Origin of the sequence: Sphingomonas insulae (assembly GCF_010450875.1) — a bacterium.
Lineage (GTDB): Bacteria > Pseudomonadota > Alphaproteobacteria > Sphingomonadales > Sphingomonadaceae > Sphingomonas > Sphingomonas insulae.
In genome coordinates this window covers 12447-30375 of the sequence record NZ_CP048422.1, presented here as the reverse complement: position 1 = coordinate 30375, position 17929 = coordinate 12447, and the positions used below count along the sequence as shown (strand labels likewise).

The 17929-nt window shown below is 67.1% G+C and carries 15 protein-coding genes and 1 pseudogene; 6 read left to right on the top strand and 10 right to left on the bottom strand.

What is annotated here, in order from left to right:
- The first annotated feature begins 2 nt into the window (after positions 1–2).
- Together GTH33_RS01790 and GTH33_RS01785 are read left to right on the top strand one after the other, a co-directional pair.
- Positions 3–869: a DUF815 domain-containing protein gene (locus tag GTH33_RS01790; RefSeq protein ID WP_163956828.1), complete on the top strand. Its 867-nt coding sequence runs from the start codon at positions 3–5 to the stop codon at positions 867–869.
- Between the two features lie 86 nt (positions 870–955).
- The gene (locus GTH33_RS01785) at positions 956–1966 is read left to right on the top strand and encodes a sensor histidine kinase (protein ID WP_163956827.1); all 1011 of its coding nucleotides are present in this window, start codon (positions 956–958) and stop codon (positions 1964–1966) included.
- Between the two features lie 7 nt (positions 1967–1973).
- Here the strand turns inward: GTH33_RS01785 and GTH33_RS01780 are convergent, their stop codons facing one another.
- Positions 1974–3752 carry an ABC-F family ATP-binding cassette domain-containing protein gene (locus tag GTH33_RS01780; protein ID WP_163956826.1) on the bottom strand — a complete coding sequence of 593 codons (1779 nt, stop codon included), beginning with the start codon at positions 3750–3752 and terminating at the stop codon, positions 1974–1976.
- On the opposite strand from GTH33_RS01780, the gene GTH33_RS01775 reads away from it, so the two are divergent.
- From GTH33_RS01775 to GTH33_RS01765, 3 genes are read left to right on the top strand one after another with little or no spacing between them, the layout of a single operon-like run.
- Positions 3751–4200, top strand: a complete 450-nt coding sequence (locus GTH33_RS01775; protein ID WP_243848156.1) for a hypothetical protein — start codon at positions 3751–3753, stop codon at positions 4198–4200. The two genes, GTH33_RS01780 and GTH33_RS01775, sit on opposite strands and share 2 nt — an antisense overlap.
- 13 nt (positions 4201–4213) lie before the next feature.
- A complete protein-coding gene (locus GTH33_RS01770; RefSeq protein WP_163956825.1) occupies positions 4214–4879 on the top strand; it encodes a response regulator transcription factor in 666 nt (221 codons plus the stop codon).
- A gap of 10 nt (positions 4880–4889) precedes the next feature.
- Complete coding sequence (locus GTH33_RS01765) at positions 4890–6293, top strand: sensor histidine kinase (protein ID WP_163956824.1); 1404 nt, start codon at positions 4890–4892, stop codon at positions 6291–6293.
- A gap of 96 nt (positions 6294–6389) precedes the next feature.
- Here GTH33_RS01765 and mmsB read toward each other — a convergent pair whose 3' ends face one another.
- The 4 genes from mmsB to GTH33_RS01745 all read right to left on the bottom strand — a co-directional run bounded on the left by mmsB (position 6390) and on the right by GTH33_RS01745 (position 10604).
- Positions 6390–7262 (bottom strand): 3-hydroxyisobutyrate dehydrogenase, encoded by an 873-nt coding sequence (gene mmsB / locus GTH33_RS01760; RefSeq protein WP_163956823.1) that lies wholly within the window; start codon positions 7260–7262, stop codon positions 6390–6392.
- A gap of 116 nt (positions 7263–7378) precedes the next feature.
- On the bottom strand, positions 7379–8524 hold the full coding sequence (locus tag GTH33_RS01755; protein ID WP_163956822.1) for an acyl-CoA dehydrogenase family protein: 1146 nt from the start codon (positions 8522–8524) through the stop codon (positions 7379–7381).
- An 8-nt stretch (positions 8525–8532) separates the two neighbouring features.
- Positions 8533–9069: a hypothetical protein gene (locus GTH33_RS01750; protein WP_163956821.1), complete on the bottom strand. Its 537-nt coding sequence runs from the start codon at positions 9067–9069 to the stop codon at positions 8533–8535.
- A gap of 5 nt (positions 9070–9074) precedes the next feature.
- A complete protein-coding gene (locus GTH33_RS01745; RefSeq protein ID WP_163956820.1) occupies positions 9075–10604 on the bottom strand; it encodes a CoA-acylating methylmalonate-semialdehyde dehydrogenase in 1530 nt (509 codons plus the stop codon).
- Positions 10605–10686: 82 nt separating this feature from the next.
- On the opposite strand from GTH33_RS01745, the gene GTH33_RS01740 reads away from it, so the two are divergent.
- Positions 10687–11574, top strand: coding sequence for a LysR family transcriptional regulator (locus GTH33_RS01740; protein WP_163956819.1), 888 nt, complete (start codon positions 10687–10689; stop codon positions 11572–11574).
- 266 nt (positions 11575–11840) lie between these two features.
- Here the strand turns inward: GTH33_RS01740 and gyrB are convergent, their stop codons facing one another.
- The 5 genes and pseudogenes from gyrB to GTH33_RS01715 all read right to left on the bottom strand — a co-directional run bounded on the left by gyrB (position 11841) and on the right by GTH33_RS01715 (position 17916).
- Positions 11841–14345: a DNA topoisomerase (ATP-hydrolyzing) subunit B gene (gyrB, locus tag GTH33_RS01735; RefSeq protein ID WP_163956818.1), complete on the bottom strand. Its 2505-nt coding sequence runs from the start codon at positions 14343–14345 to the stop codon at positions 11841–11843.
- A gap of 88 nt (positions 14346–14433) precedes the next feature.
- On the bottom strand, positions 14434–15201 hold the full coding sequence (locus GTH33_RS01730) for an OmpA family protein (RefSeq protein ID WP_163956817.1): 768 nt from the start codon (positions 15199–15201) through the stop codon (positions 14434–14436).
- An 83-nt stretch (positions 15202–15284) separates the two neighbouring features.
- Positions 15285–16339, bottom strand: a pseudogene (gene recF / locus GTH33_RS01725) (DNA replication/repair protein RecF).
- Between the two features lie 30 nt (positions 16340–16369).
- Positions 16370–17158 (bottom strand): Coq4 family protein, encoded by a 789-nt coding sequence (locus GTH33_RS01720; protein ID WP_163956816.1) that lies wholly within the window; start codon positions 17156–17158, stop codon positions 16370–16372.
- Between the two features lie 209 nt (positions 17159–17367).
- Positions 17368–17916, bottom strand: coding sequence for a metallophosphoesterase (locus GTH33_RS01715; RefSeq protein WP_163956815.1), 549 nt, complete (start codon positions 17914–17916; stop codon positions 17368–17370).
- Between the last annotated feature and the right edge of the window lie 13 nt (positions 17917–17929).

Sequence of the window (17929 nt, the reverse complement as noted above, 5' to 3'; positions counted from 1 at the left end):
GCATGGCCGATCCTCTGGAGCGTATCGCCGCGGCGCTGGACCGCCTGGCCCCACCACCGCCGCCCAGCGACAATGCGTTGCGGCATCCCGCCTATGTCTGGCGTGGCGATGCACTGGTCGCGGCCCGCGCCTTCGCGCCGCTGCCGCTCGACCTGTTGATCCAGGTCGATCGCCAGAAGGCGTCCCTGCTCGATAATCTGCGACGCTTGGCAGCGGGCGCGGCGGCGCAGGACGTGCTGCTCTGGGGCGCACGCGGCACCGGCAAGTCGGCGTTGGTGAAGGCGGCGATCGGCGCGGTACAGGCGGAAGGCGGCGACATCGCGCTGGTCGAGGTGACCGCGCTGGACACCCTGCCACGACTGTTCGCGACGCTCGCGCCCGTCCCTCGTGCATTCGCACTGTTCCTCGACGATCTCGGCTTCGACGCGCCGGCAGAGGCGCGCATCCTGCGCTCGCTGCTCGAGGGCGGAGCGGAGGCGCGGCCCGCCAATGTGCGGTTGCTCGTCACCGCCAACCGTCGCCATCTGGTGCCGCGTGACATCGCCGAACAAAGCGGAGCGTCTGCCAGCAGCGTGCCTGGGGCAGGCTATAGCGGCGGCTCATGGAACGAGCAGAGGGCGATCAATCCACGCGACAGCATCGACGACCAGCTGGCGCTCGCGGATCGCTTCGGGCTCAGCCTCGGCTTCCATGCGCTCGACCAGGACGGCTATTGCGCGATCGTCGCGGCCTATGCAGCGCGCTACGATCTGCCGTTCGACGCCGCCGAGGCGATCAACTGGGCGACCCGGCGCGGCAGCCGATCGGGCCGCGTGGCGTGGCAATATACAACCGAGGTGGCGGGCAGGGCAGGGCGCAGCCTCGGCTGAGGCCTGGCACGCAGGTAAGCCGGTCAGCGCAAGCCGATCATGGCATTGATCTTGACATAACCGCCGTCCCGCGGCTCACTCCGATCATGCCGCGCCTTGGAGAACTCGACCTGCCGAACCGGCTGGCCCCCGCGGTGCCGCGCGGTGTGACCCAATTCGGCTTCGGCGTGCTGTGTTCGACAAGTGCTATCTTGATGCGATCAGTGCTGGACGGTGTCGCGGCGGGCGGTGGTGCGCCGTTTGCCTTGTGCTTCCCGGCGATGATGCTCGCCACCCTGTTCGCACGGTGGCAGGCGGGCGCGGTCACCGCGGCACTCGGCATCACCTACGCCTATTATTACAGCGTTCCGCCCAGCGGCACCTTCCACGCGACCTCTCCGGCAAGCCCGCTGACGCTCGCCTTCATCGTCGTCGCCGCGATCATTACCGTTGCGATCGCAGAGGTCTTCCGCCTTTCGGTACAGTGCGCCACGGCGGAGCGCGATCGCCAGATCGCCGATCGCGACCTCCTGTTGCAGGAGATCGACCACCGAATGAAGAACAACTTCGCGATCGTAGCATCCATCCTCGACATCCAGCGGCGCCGTGTTGGCGGCGAGGCAGCCGAGGCGCTTGGTACTGCCTTGTACCGCGTCGAAAGCATCGCGCGGGCGCACCGGCATCTGTATCGCGGGACGGGCCAAAGCGATGCGGTGCTGATGCGCGCCTATCTGGGCGACCTGTGCGCCGCGCTGGCGGATGCGTTGCTGTTGCGCGGCGGTGTGACGCTCACGTGTTTGGTCGACGAGGCGGAGGTTCCGCGCGATCGTGCGGTATCGATCGGGTTGATCGTGAATGAACTCGTGACCAACGCCGCCAAACACGCCTTTACGGGTCAGGCCGGTGGAACCATCAGCGTCTGCTTTCGTCGGCGTCCCGGCGGCTGGACGTTGATCGTCAGCGACGACGGCGTGGGCATGGGAGAGGTCCAACCGGCCGGGCCGGATCACGGCCTGGGTTCGCGCCTGATCCCCGCCTTCGCGCGTCAGGCGAACGGCAGTCTGACGACGGAAAGCGGCCCGGACGGCACCATCGTCACCATGGACCTGCCCGGCTGAACGGCGCTCAGCCCAGCCCTTCGACCTGCTCTGCCAGCTCCAGCCACCGCATCTCAGCCACGTCCTTTTCCGCCCGCGCAGCGTCGATCGCGGCCGTCAGCGCCGCAAAGCGCTTCGGATCGCGCACGTACAGCGCCGGATCGGCGAGCAGTGCCTCGTCCCGTGCGATCCCGGCATCGATCGCCTCGATCCGCGCCGGCAATTGGTCGTAATCGCGCTGATCCTTGTAGCTGAGTTTGGTACGTGCCTGCGCCGGCGGCGGGGAAGCGGCCTTGGGCGTCGCCGCTTTCTTCGTTTCGCCCGTCCGCTTGCGCTGTCGTTCCCAATCCTCATACCCGCCGGCGACCACGTCGATCGTTCCCGAACCATCGAGGCCCAACGTTACAGTGACCGTCCGGTCGAGGAAGTCGCGATCGTGGCTGACGATCAGCACGGTCCCGCCATAGTCTGCGATCACCTCCTGCAGCAGATCGAGCGTTTCAAGATCCAGGTCGTTGGTGGGCTCGTCGAGCACCAGCAGGTTCGATTCCCGGGCGAACTCGCGCGCCAGCAGCAGCCGCGACCGCTCGCCGCCTGACAGCGTACCGACCTTCGCTTCGGCTAGGCTAGGATCGAACAGGAATTCCTTCAGGTAGCCGTGGATGTGCTTGCGCACGCCGAGCACGTCGATCCAGTCGCCGCCATCGGCCAGCACCTCACGCACCGTTTTGGTCGGCGCCATCAGGCTGCGTTGCTGGTCGATGACGATGCCGTCCAGCGTCTTGGCCAGCTTCACCTCACCCTCGTCCGGTGACAGTTCGCCGGTAAGTAGCTTGAGCAGCGTCGTCTTGCCGGCGCCGTTGCGCCCGACGATGCCGATCCGGTCGCCGCGGGTGACGCGCAGGTTCAGGTCCTTGATGATCGTCCGCTCGCCGTAGGACTTGCTGGCGCGCGTCACGTCGATCACGACCTTGGTCTTGCTGTCGTCGGACGATGTGACGAGGTTCGCCGCACCCTGCGGCCCCATCATCGCGGCACGTTCGGCCCGCATGTCCTTCAGCTTGGCAAGCCGGCCCTGATTGCGCCGCCGCCGGCCGGTGACGCCGCGCTGCAGCCAGTGTTCCTCGATCTTCAGCTTGGCGTCGAGCCGTTGCGCATTGCGCTCCCCCTCTGCATACACCTGCTCGGTCCATGCCTCGAAACCGCCGAAGCCGACCTCGGCGCGGCGGATCGAACCCCGGTCCATCCACAGGGTCTGCCGGGTCAGCCTCGTCAGGAACGTGCGGTCGTGGCTGATGACGATGAACGCGCCCTTGAACCGGCCCAGCCATTCCTCCAGCCAGTCGATCGCGGCGATGTCGAGATGATTGGTCGGCTCGTCGAGCAGCAGGACGTCGGGGTCCTGCGCCAACGCGCGGACGATCGCCGCCCGCCGCCGCTCGCCGCCGCTCGCCGACGTTGCGTCGCGCGACAGGTCGATGCCCAGCTGATCGGCGATGGCATCCGCTTCATGCGCGGCGGGAGCGTCGTGGCCACCCAGCACGTAATCAGCCAGCGTCGCGCAGCCCGCCAGGCTGGGTTCTTGTTCCAGCAGCACGACACGCGTGCCGGGAACGACGACGCGGCGCCCCTCGTCGCTGTCAATGCTGCCGGCGATCAGTTTAAGCAGCGTCGTCTTGCCGGCGCCGTTGCGCCCGATCAGCGCCAGTCGGTCGCGCGCGCCGATATGGATGTCGAGGTGGCGGAACAGCCAGCCATGGCCCTGGATCACACCAAGGTCTTCGTAAGCGAGAATAGGGGCAGCCATGGATGGCGCAGGTAAAGAGCCGGGGCACATGCGGCAAGCGTGCTGGCAGCCCCCGCAAAAACGCGACGCGTACCTGAATGGCATGCAACCGCTCCATTCACAGGGTGTTCAATGCCTTTCGCCTATGCCAGTCCTTATGACGATGGTCCTGCCTTCCCTGCTTCTCGCCTCGATCGCGCTGCTGTCGATTGCGCCTGCGCATGGCGACCCCATCCAGCGGCGCAGTGACCAGGAGCGTGCGTACGACGCCCGCCGCAAGGGTGAGGTCCTGTCGCCGCGTCTGATCGAGGGACGGGTGATCCCGACCATGAAGGGCTATGAATATCTTGGTTTCGACCTCGATTTCGGTACGTCGGTTTACACGCTGAAATTCATGCGCGATGGCGTCGTGGTATGGGTCGACGTCGACGGTCGATCGGGTCAGATCATCGGTCGCACCGGTAAATAACAGAGGGGATAGTATGCGCGTTCTGATCGTCGAGGACGAGCCGAATCTCGGCCAGCAGCTGAAGAACACTCTTGAGGGTGCGGGCTACGCCATCGACCTCGCCACCGACGGCGAAGAGGGGCATTTCCTCGGCTCTACCGAAAATTACGATGCGATCGTGCTCGATCTCGGCTTGCCGGAGGTTGACGGGCTGACCGTGCTCGATCGCTGGCGCAAGGAAGGCAAGACGATGCCCGTGCTGGTGCTGACCGCACGCGACAGCTGGTCGGACAAGGTCGCGGGGCTCGATGCCGGCGCCGACGACTATGTCGCCAAGCCGTTCCAGACCGAAGAGTTGATCGCTCGCCTCCGCGCGCTGATCCGCCGCGCATCGGGGAACGCCAGTTCCGAACTGACGGCGGGCGACGTTCGGCTCGACACCCGGTCGGGCAAGGTGACGCGCGCCGGCGAACCTGTGAAGCTGACCGCACAGGAATATAAACTGCTCAGCTACCTGCTTCACCACAAAGGCAAGGTGGTCAGCCGCACCGAACTGATCGAACATATTTACGATCAGGATTTCGATCGCGACTCCAATACGATCGAGGTGTTCGTGACGCGTATTCGCAAGAAGCTCGGACAGGACGTGATCACCACTATCCGCGGGCTCGGCTACAGCCTCGAAGATCCGGACGCCTGATCCGCACCGCATGACCACGCCGCCGCCCGTATCTGCGTTGGCAGACGCCCCGCAGCGCCTGCGGTCGGTGACGACCGGGTCGCTCTCGCGGCGGATGATCCTGATCGCCGCGGCATGGATCGGCCTGTTGCTGTTCGGCGGCGGCTTCGCGCTCGACAGCGTCCTGAAGAATGCAGTGACGCGCAACTTCGACGATCAACTGCAATATGTGCTGCGATCGCTGATTGCCTCGGCAGAGATCGGTCCCGACGGTGAAGTGGTATTCGCTCGCGACGCCGCCGCCGATCCGCGGTTCCTGGAACCCTATTCGGGGTTGTACTGGCAGGTGTCCGCACCCGGCATGCCGGTCACCGATGCGTTTCCCTCACGATCTTTGTGGGATCGGCGGCTTGCGTTCGGCACCATTCACGATGATCGCGATGTTCATTTCTACGACAGCAAGCAGTTCTCCGACGAGAAACTGCGGATCGTCGAGCGTGACGCCCGGCTGCCGAAATCCAAGGTCCACTGGCGGTTCCAGGTCGCGCAGAGCCGCAGCGGCCTGGATGCGCAGATCACCGTCCTGCGCCGCACGCTCGTGCGCAGTTTCGCGCTGCTCGGGCTCGGGCTGATCGTCCTCGCCTGGCTCCAGACCTTCTACGGCCTGTGGCCGCTCCGCCGCGTTCGCGAAGAGATTGCCCGGATGCGCGCCGGTCTGTCGAACCGCGTCGACACAGCGATGCCGATCGAGGTCGCGCCGATGGTCGAGGAACTGAACGCGCTGATCGAACACAATGAGCGGCAGGCGGAGGAGGCGCGCCGCCACGCTGGCAATCTGGCCCATGCCCTCAAGACGCCGCTGACCGTCATCATGAACGCGGCCACCGCGCAGGCGGACGACCTTGCCGACACCGTGATTCGCGAGGCGCGGACGATGCGGCGACAGGTCGACCATCACCTTGCCCGCGCCCGCGCCGTCGGTCGTCGCGGGTCGGCGCACAGCCGTGCCGATGTCTGGCCAAGCCTCGAATCGGTCGAGCGGGCAGTCGCCCGGCTCTATCGTCATGTGCGCATCGACGTTGCCGGTCCCAGAGACCTTCAGGTGCACGTCGAGCGGCAGGACCTCGACGAGATGCTCGGAAACCTGATCGAAAACGCCGCAAAATACGGCGGTGGCAGCGTCTTCGTCACCGTTGCCGCCCAGGCGGGTTTCGTCGAACTGATGATCGAGGATGACGGCATGGGCATTCCCGAAGAAGACCGCATCCGCATTTTCGATCGCGGCGTCCGGCTGGACAGCGGTAAGCCCGGTACCGGCCTCGGCATGGCGATCGTTCGCGACGTTGCGGAAATCTATGGTGGCACCGTCAGCCTGGAAGAGAGCGACGATCTGGGCGGGTTGCTGGTACGGCTGAGGCTGCCGGCGGCGAACTGAGCGTCCGGTGCCGCCGGCATTGCCGACTCACATCGCCGCCATACAGGGCCATCGATGCAACGCGTTCGCAGGCGTGGAAGCGGCACATTCGCCGTCCTACAAGGTGCGGATGATGCCCGAAAAGTCGGTGCCGCCATTGCCGGCTGCGACAAAGCTTTCGTAAAGATCCGCCGCATGCTTGCCTAGCGGCGTGCTCGCGCCGGCGTCGGCGGCGGCCTGATTCGCAAGGCGCAGGTCCTTCAGCATCAGCGCGGCGGCGAACCCGCCTTGATAGTCATGATCGGCGGGTGTGTCCGGCCCGACGCCGGGGACGGGACAATAGCTGGTCATCGACCAGCTCTGGCCAGAGCTGACCGACGATATGTCGTAGAAGGTCTGCGGATCGAGTCCCAATCGTTCGGCGAGTCGGAACGCCTCGCATGTCGCGATCATCGTCGCGCCAAGCAGCATGTTGTTTGCCATCTTCGCAGCCTGCCCTGCGCCGCTGGCGCCGGCGTGGATCACGGTCTTGCCCATCTGCGCGAGGAACGGCTGCGCACGGTCGAAGCCGTCGGCGCTGCCGCCAACCATGAAGGTCAGCGTGCCGGCGGTGGCGGCGGCGATTCCGCCCGACACGGGGGCGTCGACCGCGACCAGCCCCTGCGCGGCGGCGGCATCGCTGACCCGGCGGGCGGTGGCGACGTCGATCGTCGAACAGTCGATCAAGATTCCAGCGGGCGGGGCATGGCTGAACACCGCGTCGGCGTAGACGCTTTCGACGTGGCTGCCGGCGGGCAACATCGTCACGATCGCCTCCGCCCCGTTGACCGCCTCAACAGCGGAGGCGACGGGCAGGCAGCCCGCGGCCTTCGCCTTGGCCAGCGCGTCCGGGCTGAGGTCGAAGGCGCGGACGTCGTGGCCCGCCTTCGCGAGGTTCGCGGCCATGCCGCCACCCATGTTGCCCAGGCCGATGAAGGCGACGCGTGCCATTGATGCTCTCCTTTTCTGTCTCTCCCCGTCATTGCGAGCGGAGCGAAGCAATCCAGTGCCGGACCAGGACGCTCGGATTGCTTCGCTGACGCTCGCAATGACGAGCGTAATCGCGACTATTGCCGCAGCAGGTCGCGGCCGACGATCATCCGCATGACCTGATTGGTGCCTTCGAGGATCGAATGGACGCGCAGGTCGCGCCAGAATCGTTCGATCGGATAGTCCATCAGATAGCCGTAGCCGCCATGAAGTTGCAGCGCGCGATCGACGACGCTCGATCCCGTATCGGTGGCAAGCCGCTTGGCCATCGCCGCGAAGCGCGTCTTGTCAGGCGCGTTGGCGGTGACCTTTGTCGCGGCCACGTAAAGCAGGGCGCGCGCGGCCTCCAGTTCGGTCGCCATGTCGGCAAGGGTGAATTGGGTGTTCTGAAAGTCGGCGATCGCCGCGCCGAATTGTTTGCGATCCTTGGTATAGCGTACTGCCTCGTCGAGGCAGCGCTGTGCACCGCCAAGGCTACACGCGCCAATGTTGAGTCGACCGCCGTCGAGGCCCACCATCGCGATCCGGAAGCCCTCGCCCTGCGCGCCAACCAAATTTTCAGCCGGGACACGGACGTTGTCGAACGTTACCTGCCGGGTCGGCTGGGAATGCCAGCCGAGCTTGCGCTCGTTCGCCCCGAACGACACGCCGGGCATGTCCTTTTCAATCACCAGCGCAGAAATGCCCTTTGGTTTATCCTCGCCGGTGCGGACCATGGTGACGTAGATTTCGTTCTCGCCCGCGCCGGAGATGAACTGCTTCGAACCGGTGACGATATAGTCGTTACCGTCCTTCACCGCGCGCGTCTTGAGCGCGGCGGCGTCGGAACCGGAGCCGGGTTCGGTGAGGCAATAGCTGGCGAGCCGATCCATCGTCACGAGCGAGGGCAGGTATTTGTCCTTCACCGTCTGCGACCCGAAGCGGTCGATCATCCACGAGGCCATGTTGTGGATCGAGATGAACGCCGAGGTGGAGGGACAGCCATAGGCCATCGCCTCCATGATGAGCGCCGCCTCCAGCCGCCCGAGATTGATCCCGCCCGATTCCTCGCTGACGTAGATCGCCGCGAAGCCGAGGTCCGCGGCCGCCTTGATCGTCTCACGCGGGAAGACATGCCCTTCGTCCCATTCCGCCGCGTGCGGCGTGATGCGATCGGCGGTGAAGCGCCGCGCGAGATCCTGGATCTCGCGCTGGTCGTCGGTCAGGTCGAACTGGTTTTCCATGACAATCCTCAGGCCGGGCAGCGGCTGTAGCGGTTGGTGCCGGCACGATCGGGAGGACCCCGGGTTTCGCTGACCAGCGTCTTGCCGCCGTCGAGCAGCGTCAGCGTCGTCGGTTCCGACCATGTCTGGCCTTCGCCGCTCATCGGCAGGTCGAACGTGATCTGTGTCGGCTGGGTCTGGCGGATGTTGGTCGCGGTGCCGCGCGATTCGTAGAAGGCAAGCTTGCTGCCGGCGATGGTCATCAATCCCTTGGCATCGTCGCGCGTCGGATCGCAATCGTTGACGCCCATGCCCCAGCGTCCCGCAAAGGCGGCGGGGATGGCGGCGACCGGCGACGGGCTGGCGGTGGGCAACGGCACCGGCGAATCGACTGCGGCGTTGCCCGGCGGATCGAGCGGCACCAGGGTGTTCTGCGGATCGATCGTCAAATTGCCGGGGGTCGGTTCGACCGCCGCGCTGCCGCCGCTCGATTCGTTGTTCGCGCTTTCGCCACCCGAACAGGCGGCAAGGGCAAGGGCGGCGGTGAGGAAGAGAGCTGAGCGCATCTGATTTATCCCATCGTGGGAATGACGAACGCATCCTGGATGCGGCTGGGTCCACCGTCCTCGCTGCCCGGCGACAGCGCCGAGCCGTCCGGCCAGCGTTGCGTGATCGTCTTGACCTTCGTCCAGAACTTCACGCCCTCCATGCCATGCTGGTTGGTGTCACCGAACGCGCTGCGCTTCCACCCGCCGAAGGTGTGATAGGCGACCGGCACCGGAATCGGCACGTTGATGCCGACCATGCCGACATTGACGCGCGCGGCGAATTCGCGCGCCGCATGCCCGTTGCGCGTGAAGATCGCGACGCCGTTGCCATATTGATGCTCGCTGGGCAGGCGTACCGCCGTTTCGAAGTCGGGCGCGCGGACGATCTGGAGGACCGGGCCGAAGATCTCTTCCTTGTAGGCCGCCATGTCGGGGGTGACGCGGTCGAACAGGGTCGGACCGACGAAGAAGCCGTTTTCATGCCCCTGCAGCGTGAAGCCGCGGCCATCGACGACCAGTTCGGCGCCTTCATCGACGCCGGTCTGGATCCAGTTTTCGACCCGCTGCTTGTGCGCCGCGTTCACCACCGGGCCGTAATGCGCACCATCGTCGGTCGAGATGCCGACGCGGAGGGCCGCGATCGCCGGGATCAGCTTTTCGCGGAGCGCATCGGCGGTCTTGTCGCCGACCGGCACCACGACCGGCAGCGCCATGCAGCGTTCGCCCGCCGAACCGAAGGCGGCGCCGGACAGATCGGCGACGACCTGATCGAGGTCGGCATCGGGCATGACGATGCCGTGGTTCTTCGCGCCGCCCATCGCCTGCACGCGCTTGCCCGCCTCGACACCGCGGCGGTAGACGTAATGCGCGATGTCGGACGAGCCGACGAAGCTGACCGCCGCAATGGCGGGGTGGTCGAGGATGGCGTCGACCATCTCCTTATCGCCATGAACGACCTGCAAGATGCCCTCGGGCGCGCCGGCCTCCAGCATCAATTCGGCGAGTCGCACCGGTACCGACGGATCGCGCTCGGACGGCTTGAGGATGAAGGCGTTGCCGGTGGCGATGGCGACGCCGAACATCCACATCGGGATCATTGCGGGGAAGTTGAATGGCGTGATGCCGGCACCGATGCCGAGCGGCTGGCGCATCGAATAGACGTCGATGCCGGGGCCGGCTCCCTGGGTATATTCACCCTTCAGGATATGCGGGATGCCGCAGCAGAATTCGATGACTTCCAGGCCGCGCTGGACGTCGCCCCTGCTGTCGGCGATCACCTTGCCGTGTTCGGAGGACAGCAGCCGGGCGAGGGCGTCCATGTTCGCCTCGACCAGTTCCTTGAAGCGGAACATGACGCGGGCACGGCGCTGCGGGTTGGTCGCGGCCCAGCCGGGCTGCGCCGCCTGCGCGGCGGCGACGGCGCGATCGAGGTCGGCCTGCGTACCGAGCGTCACCCGCGCCTGGACCTGGCCGGTGTTGGGATCGAAGACGTCGCCCTGCCGGGCCGCGGCACCGCCGGCATGGCCGACGATGAGATGATCGATATTGCGCATGAACCTCTCCGTTCTTTGTACAGAGGATCGCCCGGCAGCCGGCCTTGCGCAACGGCGGATAGTGCGACACACACCTGCAAATATGCAGCCACGCTGGGACGACCTTCAGGATTTCCTGGCCATCGCGCGCGCCGGCCAGATCGCGCGGGCCGCAACGGTGGCGGGGATCGACCCGACGACGCTGGCCCGCCATCTGCGCCGGCTGGAAACCACGCTGGGGCAAACGTTGTTCGAGCAGACGCGCGAGGGGCAGATGCTCACCGCCGCGGGCGAGTCATTGCTGGTGACGGTGGAGGCGATGCAGCAGGCCGCCGCACGGATCGCGGCGCCCGATGACGATCCCGACCATCTGACCGGTGTGTTGCGGGTGAGCGTGTCGGAGGGGTTCGGGACATGGTTCGTCGCGCATCACCTGCGCGATTTCACCGCGGCGCATCCCGACCTGACGATCGATCTGGTCGCGAGCAGCGGTTTCCTGAGCCCGTCGCGACGCGAGGCGGACATCGCGGTGCTGCTTGCCCGGCCGCAGACCGGGCCCTTGGTCAGCAGCAAGCTGACCGATTATGCACTCGGACTGTATGCGGCGGAGCTGTATGCGGCGCGGCATCCGCTGCCGGTCGAGCCCGCCGCGGTGCGCGATCATCCGTTGATCGGTTATGTGCCCGACCTGCTCTACGCGCCCGAGCTGCGCTATCTGGCGGAGATCCACGACGGGCTGGAACCGCGCATCCGCAGTTCGAGCATCAACGCGCAATACCGGCTGGTCGCGGCGGGAGCGGGGCTGGGGGTGCTGCCGCGCTTCATCGGCGATGCCGACCGAAGCCTGCGGCGGGTGCTGCCCGAGCGGACGATCCGGCGGTCGTTCTGGCTGGTGACGCATCAGGATACGCGGGGGGCAAAGAAGGTGCGGGCGTTTCGGGAGTGGCTGACGGCGCTGGTCGCGGCGCAGCGGGGGCGGTTCGGGGACTGACCGATCGCGGCGAGACTCAATGTGCTTCGACAGGCTGAGCACGAACGGGGGAGGGGTGCCCTGTCGCGGAACGCGCTGACATCTGCGCCCGTCATCCCGGCGGACGCCGGGGCCCATGGTGGCAATGGAGTTGGTGAGACGCGCCGGCGCTGATGATGCGCGTCCATGGGTCCCGGCGTTCGCCGGGATGACGGAGGGGGGAATCGGGTCCTTCTTCCTCCTCGTCATTCTCGCCTGCGCGGGAATGACGAGGGTAGAGGGCGGGCCTAAACGTCCAGGTTCGCCACGTTCAGCGCATTGTCCTGGATGAATTCGCGGCGCGGTTCGACGACTTCGCCCATCAGCTGGGTGAAGATCATGTCCGCGGCCGACACGTCGTCGCTGGTGACGCGCAGCATGGTCCGGTTCGACGGGTCGAGCGTCGTTTCCCACAATTGGTCGGCGTTCATCTCGCCAAGGCCCTTGTAGCGCTGGATCGCGAGGCCCTTGCGACCCGATGCCAAAATCGCGTCGAGCAACTGCGACGGCCGCGCGACGAGGCTTTCGCCACGCGAGACGTTGGTCGTCACGCTGCCGATCTGGCCTTCTCCCTCTGGCGTCGGCTCCGCATCCTCGGCGGCGGCGGCGGCGCCCTTCAGCGGCACCAGCTTGCCCGCTGCGACGAAGCTGTCCGCCTGTTCGGTCGCCAGCGTGTGCAGCTTGCGCGCCTCGGCACTGGCGAGGAACGTCGCCTCGACGATATGGTGATCGGTGACGCCGCGCCACAGGCGTTCGAAGTGGATGCCGCCATCCTCGGTGAGGCGCGCCGTCCAGCGCGCTTCCTCGTCGCCCGATTCGAGCCGACGCGTGACCTCTGCCACCGTCGCCTCGCGCTGCTCACGGGTGAACGCCGGATCGAGTGCGCCACCCAGCGCCAGCACCTCGATGATGACCGGATCGTAGCGCCGCGGCACGTACCGCATCAGCGTGCGCATGCGGCGCGCGTGATCGAGCAGGTTCTTGAGGTCCTTGCCCGAGCGGTGGCCGCTCGGCGCCTCGAACACCATCGAACCGACGCCCGCGTCGACCAGATATTCATCGAGCGCCGCATCGTCCTTCAAATACACTTCCGAACGGCCCTTCGTCGCCTTGTACAGCGGCGGCTGGGCGATGAAGAGGTGACCGCGTTCGATCAGTTCGGGCATCTGGCGATAGAAGAAGGTCAGCAGCAGCGTGCGGATATGCGCGCCGTCGACGTCGGCGTCGGTCATGATGACGATCTTGTGATAGCGCAGCTTGTCGGCGTTGAAGTCGTCGCGGCCGATGCCGGTGCCCATCGCCTGGATCAGCGTGCCGATTTCGCGGCTGGAGATCATGCGATCGAAGCGCGCGCGTTCGGTGTTGAGGATCTTGCCGCGCAGGGGAAGGATCGCCTGGAAATGGCGGTCGCGGCCCTGCTTGGCCGAGCCGCCGGCCGAATCGCCCTCCACCAGGAACAGCTCGGACTTGGCGGGGTCCTTTTCCTGGCAGTCGGCGAGCTTGCCGGGGAGCGAGGCGATGTCCATCACGCCCTTGCGCCGGGTCAGCTCGCGCGCCTTCTTGGCGGCTTCGCGGGCGGCGGCGGCGTCGATCACCTTGCCGACGATCGATTTGCCGTGCGCCGGATTCTCCTCTAGCCATTCGGCGAGCTTGTCGGCCATCAGGCTTTCGAGCGGCTGGCGCACCTCGGACGAGACGAGCTTGTCCTTGGTCTGGCTGCTGAACTTGGGATCGGGCAGCTTGACCGAGACGATCGCGGTCAGCCCTTCACGCATGTCGTCGCCGGTCAGCGTCACCTTCTCCTTCTTCAGGAGCCCCGACTTTTCGGCGTAATTGTTGAGCGTGCGGGTCAGCGCGGCGCGGAACGCGGCCATGTGCGTGCCGCCGTCGCGCTGGGGGATGTTGTTGGTGAAGGCGAGGACGTTTTCGTAATAACTGTCGTTCCATTCCAGCGCGACGTCCATCGTCACGTCGTCGCGGGTGCCGTTGATCGCGATCGGTTCGGGGAACAGCGGCGTCTTGGCGCGATCGAGCCACTTCACGAACGCGGCGATGCCGCCCTCGTAATAGAGTTCGACCGTCTTGGGCTCGTCATGGCGCGCGTCGGTGAGGAACAGGCGGACGCCCGAATTCAGGAACGCCAGTTCGCGATAGCGGTGTTCGAGCTTGTCGAAGTCGAATTCGGTGATCTTGAAGGTCGCGGGGCTCGGCAGGAAGGTGACGCGCGTCCCCTTCTCGCCCGGTCCGGCGGGGCCGACGACCTTCAGCGGCGCGACGGCGTCGCCGAAGGCGAAGCGCATGTAATGCTCCTCGCCGTCGCGCCAGATCGTCAGATCGAGGAATTCGGAGAGCGCATTGACCACCGAGACGCCGACGCCGTGCAGGCCGCCCGACACCTTATAGGCATTGTCGTCGCTGGTGTTCTCGAACTTACCGCCGGCATGGAGCTGGGTCATGATGACCTCTGCCGCCGACACGCCCTCTTCGGGGTGGATACCGGTCGGGATGCCGCGGCCGTTGTCGGTGACGCTGACCGATCCGTCGGCGTTCAGCTGGATATCGATCCGGTCGCAATGGCCGGCGAGCGCTTCGTCGATCGCATTGTCGCTGACCTCGAACACCATGTGGTGGAGGCCCGATCCGTCGTCGGTATCGCCGATGTACATGCCCGGCCGCTTGCGCACCGCGTCGAGGCCCTTCAGCACCTTGATCGAGGAGGCGCCGTAGTCGTTGGTATTCTGGGGTTCTGCCATGACGATTATATAGGCATCAGGCGGCCGGAACGGAAGCGAAATGGGGCGTGTCCCCTCCCCATCGGCGCGACGGGAGGGGACGGGCGCGTCAGTAGCGTGCGAATTCGGTCGCGCGGCGGCCGAGCAGCGTCACCTCGACCCGGCGGTTCTGGCGCATGCCCGCGGCGGTCGCGTTGGTCGCGACCGGATTCGCCTCGCCATGGCCCGCGACGCTGAACCGCGCGCGGGTGACGCCCATCGCGTCGAACGCCGAACGAACGCTGGCCGCGCGGCGTTCGGACAGATCCTGGTTGTGGGCGTCACTGCCGCGCGAATCGGTGTATCCGTCGATCGCGACGCGCACGCCGCCGTTGGACCGCAGGTAGCTGGCCAGCGGACGCAGACGTTCGACGGCACCGGGGCGCAGCACGTCGCTGTCGGTGGCGAACAGCACGTCCTCTGACAGCGTGAGCGTCGCGCCGCGCGGCGTCTGGCGAAAGCCGTAGTCGTGCATCGCGCGGCGATCCCACCGACCCGGCACGACGGTGCGCGTCTCGACCACCACGGTGCGATCGCGCGCGTCCCAGTCGAAGCCGCCGCGACGTGCGCCGGCGATCCGCGCGAAGGCGGCGTTGGCGTCGGCCGCTTCGCGCGGCGAGATGCGGCCGTCGCGGTTGCCATCGAAATTGCGCATCACGAAGGCGCGGCCGCGCGGCGTCCCGCGCAGTTCGGGGTCGAGGCCGGGAACGCCCGCGCCGATCAACCGGTAGGCGCGATCGCCCGGCCGGCCGCCGCTCCAGTCCCAGCGATCCTGTGCCAGTGCCGGAGTGGCGATGGCGGTGAGTGCCGTGGCGGCGATGACGAACGACTTGATCATGTGACTCTCCATTACCCCGCCCGATGACGGCGGCATGGCGCGGCGGGCTTGAACCGTCGGTGACCCGCATCGACAGCCAAGGTTCAGCCGAGCGTCACCCGCGTCGCGGCATCGCCGATGTCGGCGAACAGCGCCGGTTCGGTGCCGGTCATCCACACCTGGCCATGGCCCGCGAGCCGGTCGAACAGCGCCGCGCGGCGGACCGGATCGAGGTGCGCGGCGACCTCGTCCAGCAGCAGGACGGGGGCGTGGCCGGTGCGCTGCGCGACCAGTTCGGCATGCGCCAGGACGATGCCGAGCAGCAGCGCCTTCTGTTCGCCGGTCGAGGCGAGCGCGGCGGCCTGCCCCTTGCCGAGATGGGTGACGGCCAGGTCGGCGCGGTGCGGGCCCGCCAGCGCGCGCCCGGCCGCGGTGTCGCGCGCCCGGTTGTGGCGCAGGTCGGCGAGCAGGCGGTCGGCGTCGCCGCGCCATCCCTCCAGCGTCAGCGCGGCGCGGGCGAACGGCCCATCCGGCGTCATCGCCAGGCGTTCGCCGAGCAGGGCGACCGCGGACCGCCGCGCCGCATCGATCGCGCCGCCGTGGTCGGCCATCTGCACCTCCAGCGCGGTCAGCCAGTCGGGGTCGGCGGGTTCGTCGGCGGCGAGCAGGCGGTTGCGCGCGCGCATCGCGGCATCGTAGCGGGCGGCGTGGTGGGCATGGCCGGGTTCGAGGGCGAGGGTGAGGCGATCGAGGAAGCGGCGACGCTCGCCCGCCGGTTCGACGAACAACCGGTCCATCGCCGGGGTGAGCCACAGCACGGTCAGCCATTCGGCAAGCGTGTTGGCGGTGGCGGCGGCGCCCTGGATACGGACCTGTCGCCGTTCGGGGCGGCGGCCAGCGTGCCGGTCGCGATTTCCACCGCGCCCGCCGCCGCGGCCAGCGTCGCCGCGATGCCGAAGCCGCCCGGGCCCCCCTGGCGCTGCATGTCCGACAGGGCGGCCCGGCGCAGGCCCCGCCCGGGCGCGAGCAGCGACACCGCTTCCAGCACGTTGGTCTTGCCCGCGCCATTTTCGCCAGTGAGCACGACGAAGCCGGCGCCGGGCGCCAGCACCAGACCCGCATGGTTGCGGTAATCGGTGAGGCGAAGGCGCGACAGCATCGCCATCGCGCCTAGCAGCAAGTAAAGCGGTTAGGCGAGGGCGGCGTTGGCCTGCGCCGCCTCCTTTTGCGCAGAGGCGTAGGAGGCCAGCCGCGCGCCCAGCACCGCCTGCGCCTGACGGTAGACCAGGGGTTCGGGAATGTTCAGCCGGGCGCGCGCGGCGGCGATCGGTTCGTGCATGAGCGCCTCGTAATCCTCGCCGAGCAGCCAGGCGGCGCGTTTGCCGTTGCGATAGCCTTCGCGCACGGCCTTGGCGAACAGCGTGCCGCCGGTCGCGCGCAGCGACTTCAGCGCCGCGCCGCCGGCGATGAACGCCCAGCCGAGACCACGGGTCTGCGCGTAGGAAAAGGCGACGAGGCATGCCTCGCCCATCGTCTCGTCGGCCTTGTAGCCGGTCAGGACATGCCAGATGTCATGCACGTCGCGGGTGCGACGCCCCATCCAGGCATAAGGATGGTAGACGTCGGTCTCGGTCGGATCCAGGCGACTGACCTCGACCAATCCGTCGGCGGAATAGCCGGTGGTGTCCAGAAAGTCGCGATAGGCCGCGCCGACCGTACCGGCGGCGAAGCCATCGACCCACGCACGCTCGGAAAAGCGTTGCGCCAGTTCGACCCGTTCATAGGCGATCCGCCCTCCTTCTCCGGTGGCGATCAGCCGGGAATAGCCGTTGGCCGTATCGCCGACGTTGAGGGAGCGCATGATGCGGAACACCTGCGTGGTGTCGTCGCCGTTGGCGAGCAGCTTGCGCAGCGCATCGAACGCCGTCCGCCACGCGCGCCTGCCGGTGGTGCCGGGGAATGGAGGAAGCTTCGCCATCACATCGATTCCTTACTGACAATAATGTCAGTATATCGATATCGGCGTGCACCTTCAAGAGCGGCGGCGGTCGGGCGGGCGGCCCCGGTTCTGCAAGCGGTGGCGAGTGCCACGCCGGACCAATCCAGGGCGCAGCGACGGAGCGGACGATTGGGCAAACATGCCCTGCCTTCCGCCTTCGTCTCGCCCGCCAAGCCGTTTGCCACCCCTCAGCCGGTCGCAGCGATTGCCGGGGTAGGCTCACCGAGCAGTTCGCCCAGCGCGACCGGCTGGAAGCCGTGGGGATCGACGCCTACGTCGAACTGACGCGGCATGGGTTTGAGCCTGCCGTGGCTGTGGCCATGCAGATCGATGGCACCGCGATGCTGCCGGTTCCAGCTGCGCAACGGATAATGGCACAGGACGAGGAAGCGATCGTCGAGCGCGATTTCGGCATAGTCGCGCACGCTGGCCCAGCCCGGAACGTCGGCGATGGCGGGGTCGTCGTTGTTGCCGCGGATCAGGTGCTTGATGCCGTTCAGGCCGGCGAGCAGCCCCGCCACGTCGGCCAGTCGGCGGGCGACATCGCCCAGATGCCAGATCGTATCGTCGGGAGCGACGCACGCATTCCAGCCGGCGACCAGCGCGGCATCCATCGCCGCGACCGACGCGAAGGGCCGCTTGTGGATATTGAGCGTGCGGTGGTCGCCGAAATGCGTGTCCGCGGTGAACCATGTCGCGCCATTATGGCCGCGGGTCGATGATGGAGGAACCGTCACCGGCCGGCAACGG